The organism is Pseudomonas sp. MHK4, assembly GCF_054600775.1.
This window is the reverse complement of sequence record NZ_BAAIAK010000002.1, coordinates 49090-67106: the sequence shown is the minus strand read 5'-3', so window position 1 is coordinate 67106 and position 18017 is coordinate 49090. Positions and strand designations below refer to the sequence as shown.

18 protein-coding genes are annotated in these 18017 nt (G+C 61.4%); all 18 read right to left on the bottom strand.

The annotated features are described in order from the left end of the window. Positions 1–32: 32 nt before the first annotated feature. On the bottom strand, positions 33–1001 hold the full coding sequence (fliM, locus tag ACYP2Q_RS05200) for a flagellar motor switch protein FliM (protein ID WP_459729540.1): 969 nt from the start codon (positions 999–1001) through the stop codon (positions 33–35). A gap of 9 nt (positions 1002–1010) precedes the next feature. Next, a complete protein-coding gene (fliL, locus tag ACYP2Q_RS05195; RefSeq protein WP_459729539.1) occupies positions 1011–1511 on the bottom strand; it encodes a flagellar basal body-associated protein FliL in 501 nt (166 codons plus the stop codon). Positions 1512–1699: 188 nt separating this feature from the next. Then, the gene (locus tag ACYP2Q_RS05190; protein ID WP_459729538.1) at positions 1700–2992 is read right to left on the bottom strand and encodes a flagellar hook-length control protein FliK; all 1293 of its coding nucleotides are present in this window, start codon (positions 2990–2992) and stop codon (positions 1700–1702) included. A 101-nt stretch (positions 2993–3093) separates the two neighbouring features. Further along, positions 3094–3444: an Hpt domain-containing protein gene (locus ACYP2Q_RS05185; protein WP_459729537.1), complete on the bottom strand. Its 351-nt coding sequence runs from the start codon at positions 3442–3444 to the stop codon at positions 3094–3096. Between the two features lie 30 nt (positions 3445–3474). After that, on the bottom strand, positions 3475–5181 hold the full coding sequence (locus tag ACYP2Q_RS05180; protein ID WP_459730078.1) for an ATP-binding SpoIIE family protein phosphatase: 1707 nt from the start codon (positions 5179–5181) through the stop codon (positions 3475–3477). Positions 5182–5186: 5 nt separating this feature from the next. After that, positions 5187–5486 carry an STAS domain-containing protein gene (locus tag ACYP2Q_RS05175; protein WP_459729536.1) on the bottom strand — a complete coding sequence of 100 codons (300 nt, stop codon included), beginning with the start codon at positions 5484–5486 and terminating at the stop codon, positions 5187–5189. Between the two features lie 94 nt (positions 5487–5580). Then, positions 5581–6030: a flagellar export protein FliJ gene (gene fliJ / locus ACYP2Q_RS05170; RefSeq protein ID WP_046816900.1), complete on the bottom strand. Its 450-nt coding sequence runs from the start codon at positions 6028–6030 to the stop codon at positions 5581–5583. Positions 6031–6036: 6 nt separating this feature from the next. Further along, positions 6037–7395 (bottom strand): flagellar protein export ATPase FliI, encoded by a 1359-nt coding sequence (gene fliI / locus ACYP2Q_RS05165; protein ID WP_046816899.1) that lies wholly within the window; start codon positions 7393–7395, stop codon positions 6037–6039. Then, entirely contained in the window at positions 7385–8167 is a 783-nt protein-coding gene (fliH, locus tag ACYP2Q_RS05160) for a flagellar assembly protein FliH (protein WP_459729535.1), read from the bottom strand. The genes fliI and fliH overlap by 11 nt, the downstream gene beginning before the upstream one ends. Positions 8168–8171: 4 nt before the next feature. Continuing rightward, positions 8172–9191, bottom strand: coding sequence for a flagellar motor switch protein FliG (gene fliG / locus ACYP2Q_RS05155; protein WP_459729534.1), 1020 nt, complete (start codon positions 9189–9191; stop codon positions 8172–8174). Then, on the bottom strand, positions 9184–10971 hold the full coding sequence (gene fliF, locus ACYP2Q_RS05150) for a flagellar basal-body MS-ring/collar protein FliF (RefSeq protein ID WP_459729533.1): 1788 nt from the start codon (positions 10969–10971) through the stop codon (positions 9184–9186). Before fliF ends, fliG begins: the two co-directional genes overlap by 8 nt. A 15-nt stretch (positions 10972–10986) precedes the next feature. Further along, positions 10987–11316, bottom strand: coding sequence for a flagellar hook-basal body complex protein FliE (fliE, locus tag ACYP2Q_RS05145; RefSeq protein WP_459729532.1), 330 nt, complete (start codon positions 11314–11316; stop codon positions 10987–10989). Positions 11317–11430: 114 nt separating this feature from the next. After that, a complete protein-coding gene (locus ACYP2Q_RS05140) occupies positions 11431–12810 on the bottom strand; it encodes a sigma-54-dependent transcriptional regulator (protein WP_459729531.1) in 1380 nt (459 codons plus the stop codon). Between the two features lie 5 nt (positions 12811–12815). Continuing rightward, on the bottom strand, positions 12816–14039 hold the full coding sequence (locus ACYP2Q_RS05135) for a sensor histidine kinase (protein ID WP_459729530.1): 1224 nt from the start codon (positions 14037–14039) through the stop codon (positions 12816–12818). Positions 14040–14151: 112 nt separating this feature from the next. Further along, positions 14152–15627 (bottom strand): sigma-54 dependent transcriptional regulator, encoded by a 1476-nt coding sequence (locus ACYP2Q_RS05130; RefSeq protein WP_110746134.1) that lies wholly within the window; start codon positions 15625–15627, stop codon positions 14152–14154. A 173-nt stretch (positions 15628–15800) separates the two neighbouring features. Beyond that, positions 15801–16097 (bottom strand): flagellar protein FliT, encoded by a 297-nt coding sequence (gene fliT / locus ACYP2Q_RS05125; RefSeq protein ID WP_459729528.1) that lies wholly within the window; start codon positions 16095–16097, stop codon positions 15801–15803. Between the two features lie 15 nt (positions 16098–16112). Then, entirely contained in the window at positions 16113–16511 is a 399-nt protein-coding gene (gene fliS, locus ACYP2Q_RS05120; protein WP_459729527.1) for a flagellar export chaperone FliS, read from the bottom strand. A gap of 145 nt (positions 16512–16656) precedes the next feature. Further along, positions 16657–18006 carry a flagellar filament capping protein FliD gene (fliD, locus tag ACYP2Q_RS05115; protein ID WP_459729526.1) on the bottom strand — a complete coding sequence of 450 codons (1350 nt, stop codon included), beginning with the start codon at positions 18004–18006 and terminating at the stop codon, positions 16657–16659. Positions 18007–18017: the final 11 nt, after the last annotated feature.

Below are 18017 nucleotides of genomic sequence, written 5' to 3'. Positions count from 1 at the left end.
AAAAGTTAATTAATAGGGGTGGTTGCGCCGCTTCAACGACGCTCGATCGGCTCGATCACTTGCAGCGCAAGGTTGCCCTTGTGCGAGCCCATCTTGACCTTGAAGGCCGGCACGCCGTTGGCGCGCAGGACCAGTTCCTCCTGCATGTCCACCGGAATCACGTCCCCCGGCTGCATGTGCAGGATGTCGCGCAGCTTCAGCTGGCGACGGGCGACCGTGGCGTTGATCGGTACGTCGACATCCAGTACGTCCTGGCGCAAGGCGTTGACCCAACGCTCGTCCTGGTCGTCGAGATCGGACTGGAAGCCGGCATCGAGCATTTCGCGCACCGGTTCGATCATCGAATAGGGCATGGTCACGTGCAGGTCACCGCCACCGCCGTCGAGTTCGATGTGGAAGGTCGACACCACGATGGCTTCGCTCGGGCCGACGATGTTGGCCATGGCCGGGTTCACTTCCGAGTTGATGTACTCGAAGTTGACTTCCATGATCGCCTGCCAGGCCTCTTTCAAGTCGACGAAGGCTTGCTCCAGGACCATGCGCACCACGCGCAACTCGGTCGGGGTGAATTCACGCCCTTCGATCTTGGCGTGCCGGCCATCGCCGCCGAAGAAGTTGTCCACCAGCTTGAACACCAGCTTGGCGTCGAGGATGAACAGTGCAGTGCCGCGCAACGGCTTGATCTTGACCAGGTTGAGGCTGGTCGGCACGTACAGCGAGTGCACGTATTCGCCGAACTTCATTACCTGCACGCCACCGACCGCCACGTCTGCCGAGCGGCGCAGCATGTTGAACATGCTGATGCGCGTGTAGCGGGCAAAACGCTCGTTGATCATTTCCAGGGTCGGCATGCGTCCACGGACGATGCGATCCTGGCTGGTCAGGTCGTAGCTCTTGACGGTGCCGGGTTCGGCAGCAATATCGGTCTGTACCAGACCATCGTCGACGCCATGCAGCAGCGCGTCGATCTCATCCTGGGACAGCAGGTCCTGCACGGCCATGTCGTGTTCCTACTGCAGTACGAAATTAGTGAAAAGCAACTGATCGATCACCACTTTGCCGAGCTCTTTCTGCGCCACTTCCTGGACGCTGGCGGTGGCCTTCTGACGCAGCATTTCCTGGCCGACCGGCGAGGCGAGGGTCGCGAAATCCTGACCGGAGAACAGCATCACCAGGTTGTTGCGGATCACTGGCATATGGACTTTGAGCGCGTCCAGATCCGCCTGGTTGCGCGCGAGCATGGTGATGCTCACTTGCATGTAGCGCTGGCGACCGTTCTGGGTGTAGTTGGCCACGAACGCCGGGAGCATCGGCTCGAAAACCGCCGGCTGCTTGCCCAAAGGGGCGGTTTCAGCCACGACGGCAGGCTTGCTCTGAGCACTGTGCATGAAGTACCAGGTCGCGCCCACGGACAGGCCGATCGCCAGCAGCAGCGCCACCACGATCAAGATGATCAGCTTGAGTTTGCCTTTGGTTGCGGGGTCTTTTACTGCTGCGTCGCTCTTCGCCATGCCAATAATCCGTCACTATTCGATTTTTCACAGTCGCACGGCAAGGCAAGAGCAAGTGTTATGCCATGTAGGAGCTGGCTTGCCAGCGAAGGCGTCGTATCAGACAACTCCTGCAGCGACTGACAGGACGCATTCGCTGGCAAGCCAGCTCCTACAGGGGCGTCGTGTCAGTTGATGCTCGGTGGTGGTCAGGCGTAGTAGTCGACGGCGCTGGAGCCAATCACCCGCGTAGCCGTTGCGGCCACTTCGGTCACGCTCGGGGCGATCTCCTCATCCATGGCATCAAGGCGACCGCCGTCGGCACTGGCACGCCCGCTCTGCGCCTGCTGGTTCTGCCCCTGATCCTGCGATCCCCGGGACTGGTCGGAGACGTTGACGTCCACCTGGCCCATGCCCTGCTGGGCGAACATGTCGCGCAAACGATGCATCTGCCCGTCCAGCGCTTCACGCACGCCCGGATGAGCACTCATGAACGTCACCTGGGTTTGCTGGTCGGGCACCATGTTGACGCGAATGTCGAGGCGGCCAAGCTCGGCTGGCTGCAACTGGATGTCGGCCGCCTTGAGATTGGCGCTGGACAGGTACATGACCCGGTTCACCACTTCTTCGGTCCAGCCGCTCTGATGCATCGCGATGGGCTGGTTGACTGGCACGGCGTTGGCGGTTTTCGGCGTGGCCGCCTGGGTCAGTGCCGCCAGACGGTTGGCAAAATCGTCGACCCGGGTATCGCTGCTGGCAGACGTGAGGTCCTTGAGTCCCGCATCGATCAACCCACTGAAGGCTTTTTCGCCGCCCTGGTCGGTACTGTCCTGGTCGGCTTGCACATCGAGCATGTTCGCCATGCCGGCGGCAAAGGTCTGCGCCGCGGTGAGTTCGCCGTCGGCCTGTATCGGTGCCGCCTTGGGTTGTGCCTGACTGGACGCCGAGACATGCCCGCTCTGTTCCATGGCCATGCGCAGGGCTGGCAAGGCATCGAGCGGGTCGGCTTCGGGATCGAAACCGGTGTCGGTGGCGGGGGCGGCTGGCGGGATGGCCGACGCGACGATCGCTTCAACGGGTGGCGACTCAGGCGCAGCAGGCGTCGCGACCGCAGATGCCGAGGCAGGGTCGACAGGCGCAGCATCGGTTACCGCTGCCTGCCCGGCATCAGTCGAATCGACGTCGTCCTGCTTGTCGTCGGCTTGCGCCGGTTTATCGGCGGGCAAGCTTTTGCCGCTATCGGCAACGGCGGGCTTCCCGGCGGCAGCGTTATCATCCTTTTGACCGACGCTGCTTTCGACTTTGTCCCGCGCTGGCTTGGAAGGTGCTTGAGCGGCTACGCAGGTGTTGCGAGCCTGCCTGGCATACACCTGGGAGAAGCTGGACGCCTTGTCCATGGGCTCGGCGGCCACTGTCGTGGCAGGGGCAGAGACGGCCTGGTTCTTAGCCTGGCTATTGGCCTGAGTAGCGGCCTGGAGCAGTGATTGGGGCGTAAGGGGCATTAAACGGTCTCCGCTGCACTGGGATCGTAGGTACAGTTGAAGAGTTGGCTGCAAGGGTCGAGCCAGATTCGCTCGGATGTCGACGAAAAGCGCCTTGTGCCTCAGCTTTCCGCCAGGGACCGCTGTCGCTCAGCTTCGTAAAGGGGTCGCACGATCGCGAACTCAATGTCGATTGCAGCGATCAGCTCTTGGATTTGCGAGGGCGAAAGCTTTTCCGCATTTTTCTCAAGCTCGCCACAGAGCGCGACGAGCTTGAGGGCCCCCATGTTGCTGCTGCTGCCTTTGAGGCTGTGAGCCACGTCTACCAGCTGCGCAGCCTTGTCTGCCTCTCGCAGCGATTGGAGGCGCTGTTCGGAATCGTCGAGATAGGTATCCAGCAACTGCGGATACGCGTCCTCCATGACCTCGCGCAACGCGCTCAGCGCGTCCAGGTCCAGATGTTCGTCAGTCACTTGTTCGCTCCCTGATCAAGAATCTACGGATTATGCCAGAGCCTTCCAGTAAAACTCCACGCGGGCACTGCGACCATCGTCGGACCAGCTGGCGTTGCGCCCCAATTGACGGATCAGACTGATGCCGCGCCCCGACAGACGGACAGGATCAAGGGGACGGGCCAGCACCCGCCCGACGTCGAATCCCTTGCCGCTGTCTTCGACGCGAATCGCCAGGCAACCACCCTCGCCCTCTGGCGTGACCTGCAAATGCACCCGGACATAACCGTCCTGCAGCTCGTCCAGGCGAGCATTGCGTTGTTGATAATAGCGGGTAAAGCCCGACACATCGCGCTTGAGGCTGGAGTCCAGGCCCAGCACCCCATGCTCCAGGGCGTTGGAGTACAACTCCGCCAGGACACTGTAGAGCGCCCCGCTCTGCGCCCGCAGACCGTGCACTTCCTGGAGCAATTGCAACAGATAGGGCAAAGGGTTGAAGCGCTTGAGGCTCGCGGCACGAAACTCGAAACTGGCCGACCAGTCCAGGGGGCAGGACTGGCCGCTGTCGGAATAGACCGGTACCGGCGGACTCGCATGCGCGGGCGCCGTCAGGATGACCTCGACCATGCTGACATCGTCGCGGGTTATCCCTTGAAAGTCCCGAAGCGCCTGCCCGATATCCTCGAACAAGGTGTCGGGCTGACGATTGGCGGCAAATACCTGATGCAACCGCTGCACACCAAACAGCTGATCATCGGCATCGCAAGTGTCGATCACCCCGTCGGACAACAGGAACACCCGATCACCTACGGCCATCGGAAACACTTCGGTCCGATCATCGAAGGTTTGCGGGCTCAGCACACCCAGGGGCAAATGCCGCGCCGTCAGTGGCGTTCGTGCCCCGCTGGCAATGCTGTGCAGGTAGCCGTCCGGCATGCCGCCGTTCCAGACCTCCAGCGAACGGCTCTGGAAACCCAGGCGCAGCATGGTGGCGCAGCAGAACATGTCCACCGGCAGGATGCGCTTGAGCTTGGCATTCATCTCGCGCAGGGTCTCGGCGAGGCCGTAGCCCTTGGCGGTCATGCCGTAGAAGACTTCGGCCAGGGGCATGGCGCCAACGGCAGCGGGCAGGCCGTGGCCGGTGAAGTCACCGAGCAATACGTGCATGTCCCCGGCCGGGGTGTACGCGGCCAACAGCAAGTCGCCGTTGAACAATGCATAGGGCGATTGCAGGTAGCGGATATTGGGCGCATTCAGGCAACCGGAATGGGCCACCTTGTCGAACACCGCCTTGGCCACCCGCTGCTCGTTGAGCAGATACTCGTGGTGCCTGGCGATCTGGTCGCGCTGTTGCAGGACGGTGGCCTGCAATCGCCGCAAGCGGTCCATCGCCTTGATTTTGGCGGCGAGGATCACCTGGTTGTAGGGCTTTGCCAGAAAGTCGTCACCCCCGACCTCCAGGCAGCGGGCCAGCGCCTGGCTTTCGGACAGCGAGGTGAGGAAGATGATCGGCACCAGGGTTTCACCGGCCAATTCCTTGATGTGCGCGGCCGCCTCGAAGCCGTCCATCACCGGCATCATCGCATCCATCAACACCAGTTGCGGGCGTTGCTGGCGAAACACCTCGACCGCTTCGGCACCGTTGGCGGCCGTCAGTACCTGATGGCCCTGGCGGCGGACGATGCTCGACAACAGCATGCGGTCGGCCGCGCTGTCCTCCGCGATCAGGATCGTCAGCGGTTCGAGGACCACCTGCACGGTGATCAACTGATGTCGAACAGCTTGTCAAAGTTGGAAATGGCGAGGATTTTCCTCACGTCGCAACTGCTGTTGACCACGCGAATATCGGAATCGTCGCCACCGGCATGGTCACGCAACAGCAGCAACATGCCCAGGGCGGAACTGTCGAGGTAGGTGGCCTCTTTCAGATCGACCACGACCGCCTTGAGTTCTTTGTGTTCGTAGGAGGCGCGGAAATCCTGATGCTTGGCGAAATCGAATCGCCCCTTGACCGATATCGTCAGCTTTTTTCCGTCCGGGGAGACTTCTGTAACGACTGACATGTCATGGCTTCCTTGTCATTGGTAAACCTGCTTGTACAAGGTTTAGCATCGTGTAGAGGTTGGGGCAAGGTTGCGATCTTTCCCCAGGCAACGATCAATACGCATCATGGCGCGGCAAGCGCTGGGACAATTCATCCAGCAGCTTCTGCTCGCGTTTGTCTTCCAGCGCCCGCGCCTCGTCCTGGTAGCGCTGGACCAGTTTGCGCAAGCCTTCGACCCGGGCGAACGCCTGTTGCCAGGTGTCCCGCGCCTTGTTCAGGTTGTTCTGGTGCCAGGCCAGGCTTTGCCGCTGTTGATCGATGGCCGTACCCAACTGCGCGAGAAAGCCCTGGTACCCCAGTAGCCATTGGCCGGACACGCCGGCACTGCCGCGCACGATCCACTGCTCCTGATAGTCGAGCCGAAAGGCTTCAAGGTCGGCCAGTTTGCTTTCGGCCAGCCGCACCTGCCCCTGGAAGTGCCCCAGGCGCTGGACCGCGGTTTTCTCCGCCTTCTCGGCCATTTCCACCACGGGGGCCAGGCGCCCCGCCCGACTCTGGGCCATGGCCGGTTAACCGCCCGCCGCGGGCGCGAAGATCGAGGCGAGGTACGCTTCGCTTTCGCCCAGGCTGATGCTGTCGTTGAGGCCCTGGCGCAGGTATTTGACCAGCTGCGGCTGCAGGGAAATCGCCAGGTCGGTCTCGCGGTCGCCGCCGGCGACATAGGCGCCGACGCTGATCAGGTCGCGGCTCTGTTGATAGCGCGACCACAACTGTTTGAAGTACTGCGCCCGGGCCATGTGCTCCGGCGACACCACCGCCGGCATCACCCGGCTGATGGAGGCCTCGATATCAATGGCCGGGTAATGGCCTTCCTCGGCCAGTCGCCGCGACAGCACGATGTGCCCGTCGAGCACGCCCCGCGCCGAGTCGGCAATCGGGTCCTGCTGGTCGTCGCCCTCGGACAACACGGTATAAAAAGCCGTGATCGAGCCACCGCCCTTCTCGGCATTGCCGGCGCGCTCCACCAGTTTCGGCAACTTGGCGAACACCGAGGGCGGATAACCCTTGGTCGCCGGTGGCTCGCCGATGGCCAGGGCAATTTCCCGCTGGGCCTGGGCGAAACGCGTCAGTGAATCCATCAGCAACAGGACGTTCTTGCCCTTGTCGCGGAAATACTCGGCGATTCGCGTGCAGTACATCGCGGCGCGCAGACGCATCAGTGGCGCATCGTCGGCGGGCGACGCCACCACCACCGAGCGCTTGAGCCCTTCTTCACCGAGGATGTGCTCGATGAACTCCTTGACCTCACGACCCCGCTCGCCGATCAGCCCGACGACGATAATGTCCGCCTCGGTAAAGCGCGTCATCATGCCCAGCAGCACGGATTTACCGACGCCGGTACCGGCGAACAAGCCGAGCCGCTGACCGCGCCCGACCGTCAACATGCCATTGATGCAACGAATGCCCACGTCCAGTGGTTCGCTGATCGGCTCGCGCTTGAGCGGGTTGATGGTCGGGCCGTCCATCGGCACCCAGTCTTCGGCTTTCATCCCGCCCTTGCCGTCCAGGGCACGGCCGGCACCATCGAGCACGCGCCCGAGCATGCTCATGCCCATCGGCAAGCGGCCACTGTCGGACAGGGGAACCACCCGGGCACCGGGGGCGATGCCGGCCACGCTGCCGACCGGCATCAGGAATACCTTGCTGCCGGAAAAGCCCATGACTTCGGCTTCGACCTGCACCGGATGGTAGCTGTCATCGTTGATGACCATGCAGCGACTGCCCATGGCCGCGCGCAGGCCCTCGGCTTCGAGCGTCAGGCCGACCATGCGCAGCAGGCGGCCTTCGAGGATCGGTGCGCCAGCCAGTGTAGTGGCCTCGGCATAGCTGCCCAGGCGCTTGGCGAAACTGGTGCGTTCAAGGCGCATCAGGGGCGGCCACTGGTTTGCCTGCGCTTGACAACTCAACGCTCAGATCCGCCGCGGCCGGGTGCAAGGCCTGCTCGTGAAGCTGGTCGAACAGTTTATCCATCACCTGGGCAACACGGGTTTCGACCGTGGCATCGATACGGCTGTGCTCGGTTTCAACCCGGCAACCGCCGGGCAACAGCGCCTCGTCCTCGACGATGCGCCAGGTTTCCTCATGACGTTCGCGCAGGGCTTTGACCTGGGCGAAATCCTGAGGATTGATGTACAGCCGCACGTTTTCAACGCCCAACGGCAACAGCTTGAGGGCTTCGCGCATGACGTGTTCGATCTGCGTCGAGTCCATGGCCAGTTCGCGCTGGATCACCTGTTTGGTCATGTGCCGCACCAGCTCGACCAGGGACTTTTCAATCTGCGTGTCCTGTTCGGCGATGGGCTCGAACAGATGCGCCATCAATTTTTCAAGACTGGCGATCTTGGTCGCCAACGCCACTTCAGCTTCCTGGCGAACCTTGAGCGTGGTGCTATGGAACCCTTCTTTCTCGCCCACCGCGAAACCTTCGTTGTAGGCTTCCTGGCGAATGCTCTCGAGCTCTTCGAGGGTCAGTGGCTGGACTTCCTCCAGCGGCACCTCCTCCATTTCCGGCGGCTCGGGTTCGGGCTCGGACTCAGGCTCGGGTGCCGGCGGATCGAAGCTGGGCAGCGCCCAGGACTCGAAACCACCGACATCCTTGGCCCGGATCAGGTCAGAGGACTGCTCATCGTTCTTGGCCATGGTGTCAGATCATTTCCTCGGCGCCCTTGCCGCCGAGCACGATTTCGCCCGCCTCGGCCATGCGACGGGCGATGGTGAGGATTTCTTTCTGCGCGGTTTCCACATCGCTGACGCGCACCGGGCCCTTGGCCTCGAGATCGTCGCGCAACAGTTCGGCCGCACGCTTGGACATGTTCTTGAAGATCTTCTCCTTGACGTTTTCGTCCGAGCCCTTGAGGGCCAGCACCAGCACGTCGGAGGACACTTCACGCAGCAACGCCTGGATGCCGCGGTCATCGACATCGGCCAGGTTGTTGAACACGAACATGAGGTCTTCGATCTGACCGGACAGGTCTTCATCGACTTCGCGGATCGAGTCCATGAGCTGGCCTTCGATCGAGCTGTCGAGGAAGTTCATGATGTCTGCCGCGCGCTTGATGCCGCCCAGGGTGGTGCGCGAAGCATTGGAGTTACCGGAGAACTGCTTCTCGAGAATCTGGTTGAGTTCCTTGAGGGCCGCCGGCTGCACGGTGTTCAGCGAGGAAACCCGCAGGATGATGTCCAGGCGCACCTTGTGATCGAAGTTGCCCAGCACTTCACCGGCTTGATCCGGGTCGAGATACGCCACCACGATCGCCTGGATCTGCGGGTGCTCGTACCGGATCACGTCGGCGACCGCGCGCGGCTCCATCCACTTCAGGCTGTCCAGACCGCTGGTATTGCCGCCCAGCAGGATGCGATCGATCAGGCCGTTGGCCTTGTCCTCGCCCAGGGCCTGGGTGAGCATCTTGCGCACGTAGTCATCGGAACCGACGCCCAGGCTGGTCTGGTCGCCGACGATGTCGACGAACTCGCTCATCACCTGCTCGACCTGCTCGCGGTGTACGTTCCCCATCTGCGCCATGGCCATGCCGACCCGCTGGACCTCTTTGGGCCCCATGTGGCGCAGCACCTGGGCAGCATCGGTTGAGCCCAGTGACAGCAGCAGGATCGCGGCTTTGTCGACCTTGCTCAGTTTGGCGGCAATGGCTCGGTTATCACTCATCTGCGTTAATCCACTCTTTCACGACCTGGGCGACACGACCCGGGTCTTCTGCCACCAGACTCTTGATTGCGTTCAACTGCGCGTCATAGCCTTCGCTCGGGCTCGGCAACAGGATGCTGGTCGGGCCACCGAGGCTGATACGGTCGTTGGCCAGCTCGCCATCCAGGCCACCCATGCCACCGAGCTCGACGTCACTGCCGATACCCGCCAACTGCTTGCCCTTGCCGCCACCGGTGATGTTGTTGAGCACTGGACGCAACACACCGAACACCAGCACCAGGATGAACAGGATGCCCAACAGCTGCTTGACGATGTCCCAGAACCACGGCTGGGAGTAGAACGGAACATCGGCAATCACTTCACCGCGCTCGGCGGAGAACGGCATGTTGATCACGCTGACGCTGTCGCCACGGCTGGCGTCGAAACCGACCGCATCCTGGACCAGGCGGGTGAAACGGGCCAACTCATCGGCACTCCACGGCGCACGGGTCATTTCACCGTTGGCCGGGTTGATCTTGACCTGGTCATCGACCACCACCGAGACCGACAGGCGATTCAATCGGCCCTGCTGTTGCTTGGTGTGGCTGATGGAGCGATCCAGTTCGAAGTTCTTGGTCGACTGTTGGCGCTTGTCCGCCGGATACGGCGCGAGCATCGGCTGGCCGGTGGCCGGGTCCATGACCTGCTGGCCGTTGGCATCGAGCAATGGCTGGCCGGGCTGCACCATGCCGGCCGACGCGGTGGCGCCACCGGTGGTTTGCGGTGCCGAGGCCGGCGACGGTGGCTGGTTGCTCAGGGCACCCGGCACACCTTGCGGGCCGTTGCTGGCGGTACGCTGTTCGTTGACTGACTGCTCGCTGCGCAATGCCGGCTGGTCCGGGTTGAATTGCTCGGAGGTGGACTCGACGGCGCTGAAGTCGACATCGGCCGAAACTTCGGCCTTGTAGCGGTCGTTGCCCAGCACCGGTTGCAGAATGTTGTGCACGCGCTGGGTGAGCATGCTCTCCATGCGACGGCTGTAATCGAATTGCTTGCCGGCCATGGTCAGTTCGGAGTTCTCCGCCTGATCGGAGAGCAGGTTGCCTTTCTGGTCGACGACGGTGATCTGCGACTTGCTCAGTTCGGGAACACTGGTCGCCACCAGATTGATGATGGCCACGACCTGGCCCGGCTCCAGCGAACGCCCGGAGTACAGCTCGACCAACACCGAAGCGCTCGGCTTGCGCTCGTCGCGCACGAACACCGAACTTTTCGGGATCGCCAGGTGCACCCGCGCGCCCTTGACGTTGTTCAGGCTGGAAATGGTGCGCGCCAGTTCGCCTTCGAGGCCGCGACGATAGCGGGTCGCCTCCATGAACTGGCTGGTACCCAGGCCCTGTTCCTTGTCGAGGATTTCAAAACCGATGTTGCCATCGCTGGGCGTGACACCCGCGCCCGCGAGCTTGAGACGCGCGCGGGACAGGTCTTCGGCCTTGACCAGCAAGGCACCGGAATTGGGTTCGACGGTATAGGCAATATCGGCGGCAGCCAGGGTATCCATCACCTGCTTGGCGTCCATGCCGGCAAGGCTGCCGTACAGCGGACGGTAGTCCGGTTGCTGGGACCACAACACCACGGCAAAGCCAATCGCCACGCTCGCGGCCAGGCCGACCATCAGGCCCACCTGACGCAGCATGGTCATCTCGGAGAGGTTTTCCAGGAAGGACAATCCGAACAGCGGTGGCTTGCCGTCTACGGAATTGGCCTTGGCCGGAACATTGTCAGCGATTGCATCTGCCATGACTCAATCTCGTCCTTAAACCGGCATCTGCATGATGTCTTGGTAAGCCTGAACCAGCTTGTTGCGCACTTGGGTCAGCGCCTGGAAAGACACGCTGGCCTTCTGCGAGGAAATCATCACGTCCGTCAGGTCGACACCGCTCTTGCCGATCTCGAAGGCATTGGCCAGCGATGTGGAAGCCTGCTGGGTGTCGTTGACCTTGTTGACGGCCTGACCGAGCATGTCGGAAAAGCTGCTGCCATTCAGCTCAGGAACGGCGGCAGTCGATTTCGGCGCAGACATGGCGTCCATTTGCATGGCGCGCATGTCCAGCATCAACCGATTGAATTCAATACCTTGGCTCATGGTCTACTCTCTTTGACGAGCTGCGTCTCTGGCGGCCCGCATTTTTTTGACGCTCACTCAGCGGGTAACGAGGTGTTAGCAACAAGGGTGCCAGCTCCGCGGGTACCCGCCGAATCAGGTCGCAAACAAATACGCCTCCACGTCCATGCCGGCATCGCGCATTTGCGCCAGCTTGTAGCGCAGGGTACGTGGGCTGATGCCCAGGCGCTCGGCGGCTTCTTTGCGGCGGCCGCGTTCGGTGCGCAGGGTGTCGATGATCATCTGGAACTCGCGGCGCCGCAGATCCTCGCCCAGCGCTCCCGCAGACTCGGCCTCTACTTCCACCGCCCGCACTGGCGCCAATGCCGGCAACGGTGCGCAAGCAACTGGCCCGGTGAGACAGAAATCCTCAGGCTCAATCACGCCACCCTGTTGCAGGATCAAGGCGCGCTGAATCGCGTTATCCAGCTCGCGCACATTGCCCGGCCACGGATAACCGATCAGGCATGCTTGCGCCGCAGGCGACAATCGCGCCGCTGCATGCTTCATTTTATTGACGTGCTTGGCCAGCAGGCGCTCGGCCAGCGGCAGGATATCGGCCGTGCGCTCGCGCAAGGGTCGCCAGGCCAGCGGGAATACGGACAAGCGATAGTACAGGTCTTCACGGAAACGCCCCGCCGCCACCTCACCGGCCAGGTCCCGGTTGGTGGTCGCGACCACGCGGATATCCAGCGCGATCGGCTTGCGCGCACCGACTCGCTCGACCTCGCGCTCCTGCAGCACCCGCAGCAATTTGGCCTGCAGGCCCAGGGGCATTTCGGAAATCTCATCGAGCAGGATCGTCCCGCCATCGGCCTGTTCGAACTTGCCGGCCTGCGCCGCGATGGCGCCGGTGAACGAGCCCTTTTCGTGACCGAAGAGCGTGGCCTCCAGCATGTTGTCCGGAATCGCCGCGCAGTTGATCGCAATAAACGGCTGGTTGGCGCGATGGGAGTGCTGGTGAATGTAGCGTGCCAGCACTTCCTTGCCGGTGCCGGATTCTCCGGAGATCAGTACCGTGGAATCGCTGCGCGCCACCCGCGCGGCCAGTTCCAGCAACTGCGCACTGGCCGGCTCGAACGCTACAGGCCCTGCGTGATCGCTGCTGCCGACATTGCCCAGCGCATGGCGCGCCACCAGGTCGAGCAACGCCTTGGGCTCGAACGGCTTGACCAGGTAATCCGCAGCGCCCTGGCGCATTGCATCGACCGCCCGTTCGACGGCACCGTGCGCCGTCATCAGCAACACCGGCAGTTGCGGCTGGCGCGCCCGCAGCAACGCGAGCAATTGATGACCGTCCATGCCCGGCATGTTGACGTCGCTGACCACCAGGTTGAACGCCTCGGCCCCCGCGGCCTCCAGGGCTTCCTGCGCCGAAGCCACGGCCTTGTAATCGTGCCCGGCCAGCAACAGCGTGTCCGCCAGCGCTTCGCGCAAAGCGCGGTCATCCTCGACCAGTAGAACCTTGATAGTCATGAGTTTCACTTCACTCCCTGGGCGCTGCTTTTTTCATTGTCAAAAAGCGGCAGGAGCACCTGCGCACAGGTGCCGCGACCGATCCGCGAGCGCAAGCGCAACTCGCCCTGATGCGCCCTGGCGACAGCCTTGACCACGGTCAGGCCGAGGCCGGTGCCGGTGGTCCTGGTGGTAAAAAATGGCTCCCCGAGGCGCGCCAGCACAGCGCCGTCGATACCGCTGCCGCTATCGCTGACGCACAACCGCAGGTTATTTCCACGGCTGTACAGGTGCACCTTCAAGCGCACCTCGCCGGTACTGGCCTGAATGGCGTTCTCGATCAGATTGAGGATCGCACCGACCAGGGTGTCGCGATTGCACAGCAATTCACCGGCATGACTGTCGCATTGCCAACGAATCGGCAGGTCCTGCACGTGCGTCAGCGCCGCCGCCTGCAGTGATTGCATCAGCTGCGCCGGGGTCACGCGGTCGGTCAATGGCAACTCGCCGCGGGCAAACACCAGCATGTCGCGCACCTGATGCTCCAGCTCGTGCAGGCGCTCCTTGAGCCGGCCGGCGAAACGTTGCTGGGTGTCTACCGGCAGCGTTTGCTCGGTCAAGTGACTGGCGTAGAGCAAGGCCGCGGATAACGGCGTGCGAATCTGATGCGCCAGCGACGCCACCATGCGCCCCAGGGAAGACAGGCGCTCGTGGCGCGCCAATTGATCCTGCAGATGGCGGGTTTCGGTCAGGTCGTTGAGCAGCACCAACTGCCCAGGCTCGGCATCCAGCGAACGCGTGGCAATCGACAAGCGCCGACCATCCTTGAGGGACACTTCATGACCATCGTCTTCGCGGGGCGCAAAGCAACGGGCAATCACCTGCCGCCACAGCTCACCTTCGAGGGGCAGGCCGAGCAGTTCGCAAGCCGCCGGGTTGGCTTCGCGCACGATCCCCTGGGCGTCGATGACGATGACGCCACCGGGCAGGAGATCGAGCAGATGTTGCAGGCGATTGGCCAGGCGTTCTTTTTCCGCCAGCTCCTGCATGCGCTGGGCGCTGACCACCGCCAGCTCCCCCTTGAGCTCGGTGACCCGGGCTTCGAGCATGCTGTAGGAGTCGGTCAATTGGCTCGACATCTGGTTGAACAGGGCAAACGCCTGCTCGAGGCCAAGCCGGCTCGCCTGCTCTACGGACGACGATTGCCCCGAGGCACTAGGGACAGAAGACAGGGGGGCGGCTTGGGGCATGATGTGCTCTCTCGCTTGGCTAACCGTCAGTGAAACGGAACGTTGCGAGGGCTATAGCAATACCCGTGCCTAAAAAAAACTGCTTGAAAATGAACGAGTTGAAAAACAGGCGTCAATCATCCGCCTGCTCATCTCCATCACGACGGCTCATGCCGTACTTGCGCATTTTTTCCACCAGCGTGGTACGGCGGATGCGCAGGCGTTCGGCCGCGCGCGCGACGATGCCGTTGGCATCATCCAGCGCCTGCTGGATCAGGCCCTGCTCCAGGCCACCGAGGTAATCCTTCAGGTCCAGGCCTTCAGGCGGCAGCATGGCGTGGGTGGTGAAGTCCGGGGTATGGCCGTTGATTGCCACGCGCTCTTCGAGATCGCTGCGCAGGGTGTCGACCAGTTGCTCGTCTTCATCGTCGACGTAGCGGAATTTCTTCGGCAGCTCGACCACGCCGATCACCCCGTACGGATGCATGATCGCCATGCGCTCCACCAGGTTGGCCAGCTCGCGGACGTTGCCCGGCCAGCCGTGACGGCACAGCGACATGATGGCCGCGGAGTTGAAGCGGATCGAACCGCGCTTCTCGTGCTCCATGCGCGAGATCAGTTCGTTCATCAGCAACGGGATGTCTTCGACGCGCTCGCGCAGCGGCGCCATCTCGATCGGGAACACGTTCAGGCGGTAATACAGGTCTTCGCGGAAAGTGCCGATCTCGATCATGCTTTCGAGATTCTTGTGGGTCGCGGCAATGATGCGCACATCGACGCTCTGGGTCTTGTTGCTGCCCACGCGCTCGAACGTACGCTCCTGCAACACGCGCAGCAGCTTGACCTGCATCGGCAGCGGCATGTCGCCGATTTCGTCGAGGAACAGCGTACCGCCGTTGGCCAGTTCGAAGCGCCCGGCGCGACTGGTGATCGCCCCGGTGAACGCGCCCTTCTCATGACCAAACAATTCACTCTCCAGCAGCTCGGCCGGGATCGCCCCGCAATTGACCGGCACGAACGGTGCCTCGCGGCGCTTGGAGTGATAATGCAGGTTGCGCGCGACCACTTCCTTGCCGGTCCCGGACTCGCCGAGGATCAGCACGCTGGCATCGGTGTCGGCCACTTGCTGCATCATCTGGCGCACGTGCTGGATCGCCCGGCTGGTGCCGACGAGGCTGCGGAACAGGTTGGGTTCGCGATGCCGACCGCGCTCACGGGCCTGGTCGTACATCTCGCGATAGACTTGGGCACGGTGCAGCGAATCGAGCAATTTGCTGTAGCTGGGTGGCATTTCGAGGGTCGACAGCACGCGACGACGCTGGTCTTCCGGCAGGTCGATGGAAGAATTATCGCCCATCAGCAAAATCGGAAGGAACTCATCCCATGTCGACAGTGTCTTTAACAAGCCCTGAAGCGAACCCGGAGCATTGACCGTCCCGATGAGGACACAGATCACTTCACGACTAGAAGACAAGGAGACGACAGCCTGCTGCCAGTCGTGGCTACCGCAGGGTAAATTTTCTTCGCCGAGAAAATTTAAAATCACCGCCAGGTCGCGGCGGCGAACACTATCGTCATCGATCAGCAGAATTTTGGTTTCACGCCACATGCAATCGCAACTTCCCTAGTCAACCCGGTGCCCGAAATGAGTGGGCAAGCTAGACGCTTGCAGACCGTTAATGCCTGTAGACGCCTGAAATCTGGAAACAGCCACTAGTAAAGTCAAAAAACCGTTCACAGTCAAATTTATGGCGCAATCTGACTGGATCCAGCAGAAATTAATTAACCAAACAGATGGTAAACCTTTGCGGCGCTCTTCGCTTGGTTGATCTGCGACATCTCATCAACAATTGCCTGACGCTCACCCATCGTCACCGTCAATAAATCTTTATAGACCGCCAGCAGGCTTTCCAGATTGCTGCGAAGCGCCTCTTCGTCGATGGGTGCCTCACTGAGCACTTCGTCGACACATTCACGACAAGCCACATCGAGTTCACCGATCGCATCCCAGTTACGCTCGGCCAGCGCATCGATGAGCGCTTCGCGTGTTTCTTCGATCCGTTGCAGTGCCTGACTCATGGCGTCATCCTCAAACTAGACAGCTTGTTGATCGGCAATCGCATCCCAACCGCTCTTGACGGTAACCAACAGCCCCATCACTTCATCGATGATCTGCGGGTCATTCTTCATATTGGCGTTGGTCAACCGCTGAATCATGTAGGCGTAGAGGCTATCAAGCTGCTGCAGGGACTCATCTTCCTTGGCCCTTTCGGCATCGATGCCTTCGCGCAATCCACCGATGATATCGACAGCCTTGCCGATCATCAGGCCCTTGTGCGCAATGTCGCCACGTTCCAGAGCACCCTTGGCCTGGGCCATACGATCGAGACCGCCTTCCATCAGCATTTGCACCAGACGATGGGGACTCGCCTCGGATATCTGCGCATGGGAGTTGACCTTCTGATACTGGCGAAGGGCTTTCATCGGATTCATGGTTCTACCTCGTTCAACGCTCAAACAGTAATTGGAATCGACACCTAGCTGTTATGTCGACGTCGTCACAGAAAACTTTAGACACCCACTAGCTGATCACGACCAACCAACCCGAGCACCTCGCGACCAGGCTATGCCCTGAACGTTAATCATCCTTGCGGTTGTTCATGGCATTGAGGGTGGTCATGACGCTGGAGCTGGTGGCGTTGAGCTGGGCAACCAGGGTGTCCATGGCGTTGTACTTGGCAGAAAGTGTGGTGGTGAGCGATTCGATACGCCGATCGAGCGCTTCCTGCTGATCGGTCAAGTCGGTCAATTTGTCGTTCAGGCTGGTGGTTCGCGAAGCCAGGATACCTCCCGTCCCCGCATAGGCATCAGTGGCCGCGGTCATACGCTTGATCAAGCCATTATCGCCCGTGAAGACCTTGGCGATGTCTCCCGCATTTTTTGCGACTGCCTTGTCCCACTTGGCGCTGTCCAGTTCGAGCAGGCCAGTGGTTTGCACAGTATTGATGCCCATCTGCGAGAGCATGGTCATGCTGCCGGAGCCCGTGCTTTTCACCAGCTCGTTACGTACCGACGTGATCAGCGAACGCATGGAGGCATCCCCTGTCAGTGCAGCCCCTTTGGTGGTATCGCCTACCGCGCTCACCTTTGTTTGACTGGTGATGGCCGTGATCAGGGCGTTATACGCAGTGACAAACGACTGCACCGAAGTCTTCAGGGTATCGGTATTGGCGCCAACGCTGATTGTCGACTTGCCCACGGCAACCAAATCGAAATTGACGCCACTGATCGCCGATGTAACGGTATTACTGGTCGACTCCAGGGCAATGTCATCGATGGTGTATTTAGCGTTTTGCGCAGGAGCACCCGCCTTGGCATTCACCGCGAGCGCGGAATCGCCGCCCAAGGTAATGTCGGTCCCGGCCCCCGTGGTCGAAGAACTGATCACCATGCGCGCGCCCTTGGCATCGGTGATGATGTTGGCGCTCAAGCCCTTGGAATTGAGCTGGGTATTGATGGCGTCTCGCGCCTGCTGCAGGGTTGCCCCGGCAGCAATGCTGACGTTGTAATCAGTGCCCGACTGAGAAATCTTCAGCGTCTGAGATTCAGAGCTGCTGTTGACGGTCGCTGATGCACCGTCCAGGAAGACATCCGATGTCACCTTGGAGGACGTCGCCAATTGCGTCACCTCCAGCGCATATTTGCCAGCAGAGGCCGTGGCATTCACGGTGGCCTTGACGATCTTCTCATCGGAGGATGTACCGGCCAAGCCGGTGAAGGCCGAGGCCGTGTTCAGTTTGGCAATGGCGGAACGGTAGGTATCCAGCGCGTTCTTGATGCTGCCAACGGCGGAAATCTGGGTGGTCGTGTCCGTCTGCTGCGCAGTGATCTGTGTCTGCTTCGGGGCCTTTTCCGCAGCAACCAAAGCCTTGACGATCGACTGCGTATCGACCCCCGAGCCAATACCACTTACCGTTGAACTCGCCATCGCTTCTCTCC

Coding starts and splice junctions, on each gene's coding strand:
- fliM (WP_459729540.1), bottom strand. CDS start 1,001: ATGGCCGTGCAGGACCTGCTGTCCCAGGATGAGATCGACGCGCTGCTG.
- fliL (WP_459729539.1), bottom strand. CDS start 1,511: ATGGCGAAGAGCGACGCAGCAGTAAAAGACCCCGCAACCAAAGGCAAA.
- ACYP2Q_RS05190 (WP_459729538.1), bottom strand. CDS start 2,992: ATGCCCCTTACGCCCCAATCACTGCTCCAGGCCGCTACTCAGGCCAAT.
- ACYP2Q_RS05175 (WP_459729536.1), bottom strand. CDS start 5,486: ATGTCAGTCGTTACAGAAGTCTCCCCGGACGGAAAAAAGCTGACGATA.
- fliJ (WP_046816900.1), bottom strand. CDS start 6,030: ATGGCCCAGAGTCGGGCGGGGCGCCTGGCCCCCGTGGTGGAAATGGCC.
- fliI (WP_046816899.1), bottom strand. CDS start 7,395: ATGCGCCTTGAACGCACCAGTTTCGCCAAGCGCCTGGGCAGCTATGCC.
- fliH (WP_459729535.1), bottom strand. CDS start 8,167: ATGGCCAAGAACGATGAGCAGTCCTCTGACCTGATCCGGGCCAAGGAT.
- fliG (WP_459729534.1), bottom strand. CDS start 9,191: ATGAGTGATAACCGAGCCATTGCCGCCAAACTGAGCAAGGTCGACAAA.
- fliF (WP_459729533.1), bottom strand. CDS start 10,971: ATGGCAGATGCAATCGCTGACAATGTTCCGGCCAAGGCCAATTCCGTA.
- fliE (WP_459729532.1), bottom strand. CDS start 11,316: ATGAGCCAAGGTATTGAATTCAATCGGTTGATGCTGGACATGCGCGCC.
- ACYP2Q_RS05140 (WP_459729531.1), bottom strand. CDS start 12,810: ATGACTATCAAGGTTCTACTGGTCGAGGATGACCGCGCTTTGCGCGAA.
- ACYP2Q_RS05135 (WP_459729530.1), bottom strand. CDS start 14,039: ATGCCCCAAGCCGCCCCCCTGTCTTCTGTCCCTAGTGCCTCGGGGCAA.
- ACYP2Q_RS05130 (WP_110746134.1), bottom strand. CDS start 15,627: ATGTGGCGTGAAACCAAAATTCTGCTGATCGATGACGATAGTGTTCGC.
- fliT (WP_459729528.1), bottom strand. CDS start 16,097: ATGAGTCAGGCACTGCAACGGATCGAAGAAACACGCGAAGCGCTCATC.
- fliS (WP_459729527.1), bottom strand. CDS start 16,511: ATGAATCCGATGAAAGCCCTTCGCCAGTATCAGAAGGTCAACTCCCAT.
- fliD (WP_459729526.1), bottom strand. CDS start 18,006: ATGGCGAGTTCAACGGTAAGTGGTATTGGCTCGGGGGTCGATACGCAG.